At 54.8% G+C, this 11,811-nt stretch carries 12 protein-coding genes; all 12 read left to right on the top strand.

The genetic code is table 11. The features are described 5' to 3' along the window. Window positions 1-24 precede the first annotated feature (24 nt). A complete protein-coding gene (locus H7849_RS10185) occupies window positions 25-1,836 on the top strand; it encodes an amidohydrolase (RefSeq protein WP_186746223.1) in 1,812 nt (603 codons plus the stop codon). Between the two features lie 27 nt (window positions 1,837-1,863). Continuing rightward, on the top strand, window positions 1,864-2,112 hold the full coding sequence (locus tag H7849_RS10180; RefSeq protein WP_186746222.1) for a DUF1427 family protein: 249 nt from the start codon (window positions 1,864-1,866) through the stop codon (window positions 2,110-2,112). Continuing rightward, window positions 2,109-3,230 carry an L-dopachrome tautomerase-related protein gene (locus H7849_RS10175; RefSeq protein WP_186746220.1) on the top strand — a complete coding sequence of 374 codons (1,122 nt, stop codon included), beginning with the start codon at window positions 2,109-2,111 and terminating at the stop codon, window positions 3,228-3,230. The genes H7849_RS10180 and H7849_RS10175 overlap by 4 nt, the downstream gene beginning before the upstream one ends. 92 nt (window positions 3,231-3,322) lie before the next feature. After that, a complete protein-coding gene (locus H7849_RS10170; protein WP_186746218.1) occupies window positions 3,323-3,583 on the top strand; it encodes a hypothetical protein in 261 nt (86 codons plus the stop codon). 63 nt (window positions 3,584-3,646) lie between these two features. Next, on the top strand, window positions 3,647-3,838 hold the full coding sequence (locus H7849_RS10165) for a hypothetical protein (protein WP_186746216.1): 192 nt from the start codon (window positions 3,647-3,649) through the stop codon (window positions 3,836-3,838). Next, the gene (locus H7849_RS10160) at window positions 3,835-5,244 is read left to right on the top strand and encodes a cytochrome ubiquinol oxidase subunit I (protein WP_222439790.1); all 1,410 of its coding nucleotides are present in this window, start codon (window positions 3,835-3,837) and stop codon (window positions 5,242-5,244) included. The genes H7849_RS10165 and H7849_RS10160 overlap by 4 nt, the downstream gene beginning before the upstream one ends. 4 nt (window positions 5,245-5,248) lie before the next feature. After that, a complete protein-coding gene (gene cydB / locus H7849_RS10155) occupies window positions 5,249-6,241 on the top strand; it encodes a cytochrome d ubiquinol oxidase subunit II (RefSeq protein ID WP_186746214.1) in 993 nt (330 codons plus the stop codon). A 205-nt stretch (window positions 6,242-6,446) separates the two neighbouring features. Beyond that, window positions 6,447-7,373, top strand: a complete 927-nt coding sequence (locus tag H7849_RS10150; protein ID WP_222439789.1) for a glyoxalase — start codon at window positions 6,447-6,449, stop codon at window positions 7,371-7,373. A gap of 145 nt (window positions 7,374-7,518) precedes the next feature. Continuing rightward, on the top strand, window positions 7,519-8,940 hold the full coding sequence (locus tag H7849_RS10145; RefSeq protein ID WP_186746213.1) for an alginate export family protein: 1,422 nt from the start codon (window positions 7,519-7,521) through the stop codon (window positions 8,938-8,940). A gap of 16 nt (window positions 8,941-8,956) precedes the next feature. Next, complete coding sequence (locus tag H7849_RS10140; protein ID WP_186746211.1) at window positions 8,957-9,163, top strand: DUF1275 family protein; 207 nt, start codon at window positions 8,957-8,959, stop codon at window positions 9,161-9,163. 118 nt (window positions 9,164-9,281) lie between these two features. Then, complete coding sequence (locus tag H7849_RS10135) at window positions 9,282-10,817, top strand: MDR family MFS transporter (protein ID WP_186746209.1); 1,536 nt, start codon at window positions 9,282-9,284, stop codon at window positions 10,815-10,817. A gap of 429 nt (window positions 10,818-11,246) precedes the next feature. Further along, the gene (locus H7849_RS10130; protein WP_251106729.1) at window positions 11,247-11,771 is read left to right on the top strand and encodes an SDR family NAD(P)-dependent oxidoreductase; all 525 of its coding nucleotides are present in this window, start codon (window positions 11,247-11,249) and stop codon (window positions 11,769-11,771) included. Window positions 11,772-11,811 lie beyond the last annotated feature (40 nt).

Below are 11,811 nucleotides of genomic sequence, written 5' to 3'. Positions count from 1 at the left end.
AAAGCAAAGAATTCGGAGGTAGATATGCCAACGAAAATTTTCTTCAATGGAAAGATCGCGACAAACGGCAAGCCGTATTTTGTTCAAGCACTCGCCGTTGAGTCTGGAAAGATCATCGCAATCGGAACAAACGAGGAAATGCTCAGCTCGCGCACGCCTGAAACCGAAGTCATAGATCTAGCTGGTCACACTGTCATCCCCGGGTTAAACGACTCTCATCTGCATATCATCCGTGGCGGGTTGCATTACAACATGGAACTGCGTTGGGACGGAGTGCCTTCTCTCGCTGACGCATTACAAATGCTGAAGGAACAGGCGCAGCGGACTCCTGCGCCACAGTGGGTGCGCGTCGTAGGGGGATGGAATGAATTTCAATTCGCGGAGAGACGGATGCCCACATTAGATGAGATTAACAAGGTCTCTCCCGACACTCCTGTGTTTGTTCTGCACCTCTATGATCGCGCGTTCTTGAATGCGGCCGCGTTGCGGGCTGTGGGGTATACGAAAGATTCGCCGAACCCTCCCGGGGGAGAAATTCAGAGAGATAAGAACGGCAATCCGACCGGAATTCTGATCGCAAGACCAAACGCGGGCATCCTCTATGCAACTCTAGCGAAGGGACCGTTGCTGAACTATGAGGACCAGCTCGTATCTACTCGACATTTCATGCGCGAGCTCAATCGCCTGGGCATTACCAGCGCCGTTGATGCCGGCGGAGGATTTCAGAACTACCCGGCCGACTACAAGGTAATTGAAGCGCTGCACCAAAAGAAGCAGATGACAGTTCGTATCGCGTACAACCTCTTTACACAGCGACCGAAGCACGAGTTGGAAGATTTCAAAAACTGGACAAGCAGCACGACCCTGTATCAGGGTGACCAGACATACCGGCTAAACGGAGCGGGCGAGACGCTGGTCTTTTCCGCTGCAGACTTCGAGGACTTCCTTGAGCCACGGCCCGATCTCGACGGAGTCATGGAAGCAGAGTTGGAGCAGGTTGTGCGCTTGCTTGCGGAAAAGCGATGGCCCTTCCGCCTCCACGCAACATACAACGAATCTATCGAACGCTTTTTGAATGTATTCGAGAAGGTTAATCGTGATATCCCATTTAACGGACTGCATTGGTTTTTCGATCATGCAGAGACGATTACAGACAAAAATATTGAACGGGTTGCTGCGCTTGGCGGAGGCATTGCAGTGCAGCACCGCATGGCATATCAGGGAGAGTATTTCGTCGACCGCTACGGCAAGAAAGCGGCACAGCGTACACCACCTATTCGCCGGATGATTGAACTTGGCCTGCCTGTGGGGGCAGGCACGGATGCTACTCGCGTTGCGAGTTTCAACCCTTATATGGCTCTCTACTGGCTTTCGTCCGGAAAAACAGTGGGTGGTTTGAGCATTTATTCAGAAAGCAATCGCATGTCGCGTGAGGAAGCGCTTCGTCTCTATACGCAAGGCAGCAGTTGGTTTTCGGCCGAGGATGGCACTAAAGGTGGCCTGCTTCCTGGTCAGCTGGCAGATTTCGCTGTACTGACCGCGGACTATTTCACTGTGCCGGAAGAAGAAATCAAAGACCTTCAATCGGTGCTTACGGTTGTTGGCGGCGAGGTTGTGTATGCCAATAAAGATTTTGATAAGCTTGCCCCGTCGCCGCTCCCGGCAGCGCTTGATTGGGCGCCCACCGCTCATTATGGAGGGTACTACGATCCGCTAGAGCTTCCTGTCAAAGCGTTCACCCATAGCTGCCGCAACCATGCAGCTGTCCAACATAGGTCAACCCCGCGTCTGGGTGAAGCCATCTGGGGCTTGGGGTGTGATTGCTTCGCCTTTTAGCTGCGAAGAGCCAGAGGAGAGCAAGCGATGAAGGTAATGTTTATTTCATTTGCTGTAGGTGTGTTTGTTGGCATTTTGTATGGAGTGATTCGCGTAAAGAGTCCGGCCCCGCCAATCGTCGCTCTGCTCGGCCTCCTGGGAATGGTGCTTGGAGAACAGCTCGGCGGTTGGATTCTTACGAAACATGTCAGCGTGACACATGCTGCATCCGTTTGTCTCGTGGGTAAGCATTGGGATCAGCGAGCGCAATCGCACGAACGTCTGGAGGTCAAATGAAGACAGCCACACCGACGTCGACCGTTGATACGCACCTTGCCTCAGATCGCACGATTGGACGGATCCAGCCCGTCTTTGAATTCCATGGCGCGATGCCCACAGGCGTTACTGTCAGTTCAAGTGGGCGCATTTTCATCAGCTTCCCTCGTTGGGGAGACAACGTCCCGTTCACGGTCGGTGAGATTCGAGGCAATAAAGTGGTGGCGTATCCCGACCAAGCCATAAACGACTTCGATCCCTCCAGACCCGGTGAGACCTTAAGCAGTGTGCAGAGTGTCGTAGTCGATCCATCAAACCGCCTCTGGATACTCGATACCGGCGTCCTAGAATTCGGACCGCCTCTTCCTGGCTGCGCAAAGATGTTCGCAATCGACTTGGCAACGAATAAAGTCGTGAAAACGATCGTCTTCTCCTCAACAACGGTGACGCCGACTACATACGTCAATGACGTTCGATTCGACCTGCGACAGGGAAAGGCAGGGTTCGCGTATCTCACCGACTCTACTGCGACTGGGCCTGGTGGCATCATTGTGGTTGACCTTGATAGCGGAGAAAACTGGCGTAGGTTGACCGGACACCCGTCAACTTCTCCTGACCCTTCGTTCATTCCCTTAGTTGAAGGAGAACGTTTTGCGCTTCGCGAGAAGGGTAAACCTCCGAGTGCATTCAATTGCTCCTCAGACGGCATTGCCATCTCGGCTGACGGATTGAAACTCTACTACTGCCCATTGTCAAGCCGTCACCTGTTCTCCGTATCAACAGAGCTGTTGCGCGACCGCTCGGCTGACGACGCTGCGGTCTCGAAGTCCATAGTTGATCTAGGAGAGAAGGGTGCCTCCGACGGCTTGGAATCTGATGACAAGGGGCGTGTTTACGCTGGCGACTATGAGAACAACAGCATCCGGCAACTCCAGCCCAACGGCGAATGGCAGACGATCGCCCACGATCCTCGGATCTTGTGGCCTGACACGTTATCGGTGGCGTCCAATGGATATCTATATTTCACCGCGAACCAATTGCATCGCCAACCCCAGTTCAATGAGGGTGTCGACCGCCGAGAAAAGCCATATGTTCTTTTTCGTATGAAGATGGATGCTGGCCCCGTCCTTCTCAAATAGCAGGCAGCCCCTGTCGCGGTAAGGACGCATCGCGACTTTAGCGAACGATCAACACTAATCATGTGATGCTGCCCCTCGTGAAGGGAGACTCAATGCGTATCACCAGATCCTTTGGAGTGATTGCTGTCGCGGATTTCTTAGGTGCGGGCTTGTTGCAGTTGCAAGGCTCTTCGCCGGCATTCGCGCAAGCCGCTGCGGCAACGCCCAATGTGGTGGTGGAACCGCGTTCAACGATCCCATCGGGAGAGACGCCATTATCCAATGACTATGGAATTTTCTACGCCGGCAAGTTCCTGAAGGGAGACACGGGCCGCCGCAATCTCAATTACTGGCCGTTGTCGGGCAGGTTATAAGTTTTAGGAAAAAGAGGCAGACGAAACCTAGGCGCCGTCGCGAATGGAACTGGAGAAACACCTATGTTGAAGGCTCTTTGGATAATTGTCGCAAGGATCTCGGGGTTCTTGATTCCAACGGTCGTGGGCTCAACGTTCTTCTTCGCAATCATCGGGGTGTTCGGAATATGGATTGCGATTGCAGGGCTGATTCTTGCGATCACCTTTGCGGTGACGACAGTGGCCTTTGTTTCGCCAGAAGGAGGCCCAAGTTGAGTCTGAATCCGGCTACGTTAGCCCGCGTGCAATTCGCCTTCACCGTGAGCTTTCACATCATTTTCCCAACCATGTCCATTGGGCTTGCCATGTTCCTTGCTGTGATAGAAGGTCTCTGGCTCGAGACCAGGGATGCACTTTACCTCGAAATCTATCGCTTCTGGCTGAGCATTTTTGCAATGGGTTTTGGAGTTGGAGTGGTGACGGGCATCGTCCTCTCGTTCGAGTTTGGTCTGGGCTTTGCGAAGTTTGCACAGCTTGCCGGGCCGGCGATCGGGCCCTTGATTGCGCTCGAAGTACTCACTTCTTTTTTCCTTGAAGCGGGTTTCCTCGGGATCATGCTCTTTGGAATGCATCGCGTGGGGCCCAAGCTCCACTTTTTCGCTACATGCATGGTGGCGCTTGGCACACTGCTGTCAGCATCATGGATACTCTCAGCGAACAGCTGGATGCAGACGCCAGATGGCGTGGCTGTCCGCAATGGCCGCTTGATTGTAGTCAACTGGTGGCATGTCCTGAACAACCCCTCCTGGCTTGTCCGCTTGCCGCACATGCTTAGCGCGGCATACCTGACCGCCTCGTTTCTTGTGGCGGGCGTGGGCGCATGGTACCTGCTGTGTGGCAAACATCTTGCATTTGCGAAAAAGAGCGTAGCGCTTGGCACTGCGTTCGCAAGCGTGCTGATTGCGGGACAGGTATTCATTGGCGACATTCTCTATAGCACGATGCTAAAGCACCAGCCCTCGAAGATGCAGGCAGCCGAGGGTTTTTGGGAGAAGGAGTCAGCATCGCCGGCGCCGTACTACTGGGTAATTCTGCCGGACCAGAAGGAACAGCGCAATCGCTTCGCCCTCGGCATTCCATATTTAGGCAGCATCTGGCTCACGCACAGTCTTCATGGCCGAGTGGAGGGCCTGAAGAACACCCCAGGGGACGCGCAACCGATCATGGGCATGGTCTTTTACGGATTCCGCATCATGTACGGTATCGCCATCCTTATGTTCGCTGTGGCGACAAGCTCTCTGTGGCTTCGATGGAAGCGCCGGCTCTTTACGACAAAGTGGTTTCTTCGCTTCCTGGTGGCGATGACTCCGTCTGGCATTATTGCGACTCTTGGCGGATGGTATGTGGCCGAGACCGGCCGCCAGCCCTGGGTGATCTTCGGCCTGTTGAGAACGATCGATGCGGTTTCGCCGGTCCCGGCGAAGACGCTCCTCGCGACACTGATCGCATTTGTATGTATCTACGCGTTCTTCATGGCCGCATTTCTTTTCTTTGTGGCGCATATTATCCGAAGAGGACCTGTTTTGGCTCTCCCCCAGGCTGAGGCCTCGGGGTCCCTCAAGAACGCGTTCCGTCCCCATGTGCTGGATAGCGCGAACGCCAATGCCGCGGTGGGGAGGTAGCACGATGGACATGCCTCTCCTTTGTGCCGGATTCGCCGCTCTGTCCGTTACGTTGTATGTCTTGCTCGATGGCTTCGACCTCGGAGTCGGCGCGTTGCTCTTGCTGCAGCCGCATGAGAGATCGAGAGACCATATGGTCGATTCCATCACACCGACGTGGGATGGCAACGAGACGTGGCTGATCATGACCGGAGTGACGCTGTTGGCAGCGTTTCCGATCGCGTATGGCATTCTCATGCCGGCCCTCTATATTCCGATCATCATGATGCTGCTGGCATTGGGTCTGCGCGGAGTCTCATTTGAGTTTCGTGCCCAGATGAAACGCTACCGTCGCAGATGGGACGTGATCTTTGCAATCGGGTCAATTGCGGCAGCCTGCATGCAGGGTCTCATTCTTGGCGCCCTGCTCGAGGGCATATCGGTCGAAGGGAGCTCGTTCAGCGGGACCGTCTTTGATTGCTTTCGACCTTTCTCTGTACTTTGCGCTCTCTGCGTACTTGAGGGATATGTAGTGCTCGGCAGCTGCTGGCTTGAATACAAGACTTCAGCGCTCCTGCATGGATTTTCGGTACAAGCGTTGCGCATCGCATTGCCGCTATTTCTTCTCACCTTCGGTTTTGCCGTGGGGACGGCATTCTCCGTTCAACCAGGCATTGTCGCTGTATGGAAGGCCCACCCTTTGCTGCTAGGAACAGTAAGCTGCACCGTGTTGATTGCAGCTCTCATTCTGTTTGGAAGTATCGGCAAGCGTCCCGACGTTCGTCCCCTGGCCGCGGGCATGGTGATGATCGCTGCAGGGATTGCAGGTCTTGCAATCATCGTGTTTCCGATGGTTGTGCCGTTTCGCCTTTCGATTTGGAGCGCGTCGAGTTCGCGGCTGAGCCAGATATTCGTGCTCACCGGAGCAATCGTTGTCACGCCCGTGGTGCTCGGGTATTCGTTCTTCGCCTACTGGGTATTTCGCGGCAAGACTCCGGAGAAGGGGTGGGACGGATGAGTACGCAAAGCAAGCAGCTGTTGTGGTTTGCTGGCATCTACGTCAGTTCATTGATCGTCTTCGCATTCGTTACGTATCTGTTGAAAGCTGTCTTGCGGCTCCTTTGAACGGGTAAGCAGGCATTCGCGTTTTGACACATTCCCTTCAGGATCGATGGTTTAGCAGAAGTCGATAAGAGTCAGAAGTCTAAGGAGGAAGTTACACAATGAATTGCGTCCGTCGTCTTTTCGCTTTGGTCTTACTCGTTTTCAGCTTGGCGACGTTCTTGGGCCTCAGTTGGACGCAGACGACTGAAGGCCCAAATCCCGCATTCACCGTCGCCGTGGGTGCTCAGTATGATACTACCCATGTCTATGTCTCCCCTTCCGACGTTGATGCGTTCGTTGCGAGCTTTCTCGGAACCTTCGGAGGTAAGAGCACGAAGCAGGTCATTGCCATGGTAACGCCGACGCCCAGCAAAACTACATCGCAACTGTTGCAAACACCGGTTGGCACAGTATCGCTTTTCGGATTTTTGACACCCATACCCGCCCCCTTCGGCGCGGAGCGCACGGGATATCTTGTCACAAACATGGATGCGGCGATTAAGAAAGCCAAAGCCAGCGGCGCAGACGTGGTGGTGGCGCCGTTTCCGGATCCAATCGGAGTGGATGCCGTTATAGAGTTCCCTGGCGGGGTGAAAACGCAAATCTACTGGCATACTACGGCGCCATCGTATACGCCCTTCGTCACGGTGCCGGAGAACCGCGTCTATGTCTCGCCAGATGCCGTTAACAAGTTTCTTCACAGCTTTCTTGCTTTCTCGGATGGCCGGGTTGTCTTCGATCAGCCTGCTGCGCCTGGAAATGAGATAGGCCTGCCAGGCACCACATTTCGACGGATTCAAGTCGAATCCGTCTTCGGCAAACTTCTAGTGCTCGTCACCGACGGTCACTTGCCATATCCCTACGGACGAGAGACCACGGGCTACGAGGTTGATGATTTGGGCTCCACTCTTCAGAAAGCGACTTCTCTTGGGGACAAGGTGCTAATTCAGCCCGTCACCCTCCAAGGGCGCACGTCGGCTATGGTGCAGTTCCCCGGAGGATATATCGCTGAGATCCACTCGTCGATTTCGTCGGCGGGACACTGACAGCAGCCGCTTTGAACCATCAAAACAGGAGACTTCGATGAATGGCAGCGTGCAGAGTGTCGTAGGCGATCCATCAAACCGGCTCTGGATTGCTGAGATCCACTCGATCACCGACAAACCGAACTGATGTTGAGCAAACACCTTGATGCGACTTTTCCCAATGCTGGCGGCAGCTGTTTTGCTCGTCACACGACTGTCCGCTGGAGCCCAGTCCGAATCGTCTGCCTTGCCGGACGCACCAGACAGGACGATCAAGTTACTGCGCGAGGACGAAGACTGGAGCTTTCTTGCTAATCCTGCCAACCGACAGGATTTCTGGGATCCGCTCAAATATATCCGGCTTCGAAGTGGTAGAGATGACTGGTTCATGACGATCAGCGGAGAAGCGAGAGAAGTATGGGAGCAGATCGGCAACGATTATTGGGGGCAATCTCCTTACTGGAACGGGTACCTCAATGAGAGGTACATGCTGGGCTTGGACGTTCATTATGGACAGCATGTTCGGACGTTCGTCGATTTTAAAAGCGGCATAAATTCCTACCGACAGGGCGGCCCGCGTCCAATTGACGAAAAGAAACTCGACTTTCAAGCCGCATTCCTTCAGGTTGGAACTGAAGAAGGTCAGAACTTCATCGAACTGAGGGTCGGAAGACAGGAACTCGAGTATGGATCGGGACGGCTCATGGACGTCCGCGAGGGGCCGAATGTCCGTCTGAGTTTTACTGGTTTCCTGGTCAAAAGCAAAATCAATGAATGGCGAGTAGACGGATTTGCCATGCGTCCAGACCTGGACAAGCCTGGTTTCTTTGACAATCGACCAAACCACCAGGTAGGTTTCTGGGGCGTATATGCCTCCAGGCCCGCGCCGTCGAATACGTCACTGGAACTGTACTACCTCGGGTTGGATAGAAAGCAGGCCACATTCGAACGGGGTACCGCTCAGGAAGTGCGCCACTCCATCGGCGGACGATTCTCCCGGCCCATTGCGACCGAGCGGCCCGGTTGGGACTTTGACGATGAAGCTCTGTGGCAGTTCGGCACCTTTGGTTCGGCAAACATTCGAGCCTGGACAGTCGCTACAGAAACGGGCTATCGATTTCCGAATCTGCCTTTGAAGCCGCGCTTTAGCGCGAAGGCTGATATCTCAAGCGGTGATCATCCAGCCTCGAATACTCTGGGCACCTTCAATCCTCTGTTCCCGAAGGGCGACTATTTCGGTGTCCTGGCTACGACCGGACCGGGCCCAATCAACTTTATAGATGTTCATCCTCACGTCGAGATAGCACTGCCTCACAATGTCTCTGCCTCTTTTGATTGGATCGTGCAGTGGCGAGAAAGTCTTGACGATGGTGTCTACAACGTACCGGGAACCCTGATCCGCCCCGGCACTGCAAGCGAGGCGCGCTACGTCGGACACAGGCCGGGCACGCAGATTCGTTGGCAGAAGAGTCGTCATCTATGGTTTCAAGGCGACTATGGGATCTTTTATGCAGGCAGTTTCCTGAAGGAGACGCAACCTGGGCGGAACCTCAACTATTGGGCATTATGGGCTGGATACAAGTTTTAGTGAGGAGGCAAAGGAAATGGTTGATAGTGCAACGAGCTCCGCTAAACAGATGCTATATGGCACTCTTCTCATTCTCACATTTGTCTCCGGACTTGTTGATGCTGCTGGTTTCCTGGCGCTCGGTCATGTCTTCACCGCGAACATGACCGGAAGCGTCGTGTTGATGGCCTTTGCCCTTGTCGGTACCCCTGAACCATCGTCATTGCGATCTTTCATAGCATAGCCCTTGTAATTGAAGCCGCAGCACTCGCCATCGCAACCATCAGGCTCACCTTTGCGCGAGAGATGATCCATCCGGGCTGAATCGACAAACAAGATTCTCAGAAACTGAAGGGAGCGACATGATTGAGCCGGCCGGCGAAAAGAGTGGGAATTCTCTCTCTTCACTGTCTCGAGAAAAGAGAGAACAATTTCGATCTGCTTTCTTTCATGTCGCTCCTTCGATGTTTCTGGGAGCGCTCGATCAAACTATCATCGCCGCAGCCTTACCAGCGATTACGGGTTCGCTCGGCGGACTTTCCTACCTCGCCTGGGTGGTTACCGCGTACCTCATTGCAGCGACCGTAGCTGCTCCGCTGTATGGACGCATGGGAGACGCATACGGGCGAAGGCGCATGCTATTGTGGGCACTCTGCCTATTTGTGGCCGGCTCGGTAGCGTGCGCGCTTGCCCCCACCCTTTTCATTCTGATTTGTGCCCGCGCCCTGCAAGGGTTTGGCGGTGGCGGTTTGATGACCCTGGCGCAAGCACTCCTCGGCGAAGTAGTTTCTCCAAAAGAGAGGGGAAAAATTCAGGGATGGCTGGGAGCCAATTTTGCCCTTGCCAGCACACTTGGTCCGGTAATCGGCGGCGTCCTCTCGCAACACCTCGGCTGGCGCAGCATCTTTTGGCTCAATATCCCGCTCGGGCTGGGCGCTGCCGCTACTGCCTTGCGTGTTAAAACAACCCCGGGGACAGGGATCTGTCGATTGGATTACGCCGGAACAAGCGTCTTCGTCGCTTCGACCGTAGCAGTTCTTTTCAGTCTGAGCATCGGCGGTCACGAAATCGCCTGGACGTCCCCGATCCTCCTTACGATCGCGAGCCTGGGAGTCGCAGGGCTTGTCCTACTTCGCCCAATCGAGCAGAGGACGGAGCAACCGCTCATTTCTCCGCAACTAATTGGAGAGCCCGTCATCTGGCGCGCATCGTTGACGGTTCTTCTTTTCGCGGCGGTTCTTTTCGGCTTGATTGTTCAATTGCCGGTTTTCTTTCAAACAGTGTTCCGAACAAGCGCGACTACCTCCGGACTGCTTCTGATCCCGCTCACTCTGGCCCAAGTGGTTGTTTCCACCGCAACGGGTCTGCGAATTTCAACAACCGGGCATCCTCGGACGCCGATGGCTGTTGGTTTGTCGCTCGTAGCGGCCGCTTTCTTAATGCTTGCAGCTGGAATCAAATTTGGACCCGTGTTCATCGCGCTGCTAACCCTTCTGATCGGGGCTGGCCTTGGATCGACGATGCCCGCGGCACAAACCATGGTGCAATGGGCGGCGGGGAAAGACCGTCTAGGCGTTGGTACGGCTACCGTGTCGTTTAGCCGCACGATTGGGGGCGCAATGGGGGCCGCGATCGTTTCCGCGGTATTGCTAGGAGCTTTGCAAGTTGACGATCCGAATGCACGGACCATTCTTAGCCAGGAACTCTCGTCGATTGCTTCGAGCCACGTCGAGCCCTCTCTGATAGCGCCGGCATTGATGGCGGCATACCGTTGGGTATTTTTCGCATTAGGAGGGCTTTCCGTGTGTGCCGCCGTTGTCGCCTGGTCGATTCCGAATCTGGATTTGGCGGGCACTCCGGCCAGTGCTTTGGCAACATCCTCTTTGGGCCGCAATTGAAAGTTCTTTGCGCTCGGCTAGATGTCACAAGATAAAACTGTTCACAAGATGCTTACACCTCATCCGCGCTCACAACAACTGCGCCGGAAGTTCGAAAGGGTCTACGAGCCGGAACTGGTCGAACGCCTTCCTCGACGGTCTGTATAAGGCAGGCCTCGACATACCAGGGGAAGATCAGCCGGCTGCCCAGAGAGAAGTCAACAACTGATGTCGATTGGTAATCAGTCGATGAGTTTTTGCCGCGCAACGATACCACCATTCGACAATCTAATTCACTAGCTTGGTTTGGTAGTGCGGTGAAATTCAACGGATGCTCCCCGCGCTTGAACCGAGCCACTCACAAGGAGAATTCGTCGTTATGTCAAAGCCATTGGAAAATAAACTTGCTCTTGTCACTGGATCGTCGCGCGGCATCGGAGCCGCGACAAGGTGTTCGGCGGCAAGTTTGGTGGTCGCCTCGACATCCTTGTCAACAGTGCAGGCACGGTGGTCTTTGGCCCCTTCCTCGATTCCGCCGAAGACTCTTACGACAAGCACTTCAATCTGAATGTGCGCTCTCTGATCGCGCTGACCAAAGACATCGCTCCGCGCATGATCAAGACAGGATGGGGCCGCATCATCAACATTGGTTCCTGCCATGGTGAAGCAGCGGCACTCCCTGGCGTAACGATGTATGTTGCCACGAAGTTTGCGGTGCGGGGCTTCACGCGTGCACTTTCGCGCGAGCTTGGCCCCACAGGCGTGACCGTCAACAACGTGCAGCCGGGGGCGATCGATACCGAGCTGAGCCCGGATGACAATGGCCCGGCAGCCCAGACGATGAAAAAGCTGATGAGCGTAGGCCGCTTCGGCCGGCCGGAGGAGATTGCGTCCGCGGTTGCCTTCCTCGCGAGCCCGGAATCGGCTTTCATCAACGGCGAAAACCTGACGATAGATGGCGGTTGGAACGCGTAAGGTGTTCGAGGCCGACGCATTTTGCTTTAACGCGCAGGCG

Source organism: Alloacidobacterium dinghuense, assembly GCF_014274465.1.
GTDB lineage: Bacteria > Acidobacteriota > Terriglobia > Terriglobales > Acidobacteriaceae > Alloacidobacterium > Alloacidobacterium dinghuense.
The sequence above is the reverse complement of the archived record's forward strand: the minus strand, read 5'-3'. Positions and strand labels throughout refer to the sequence as shown.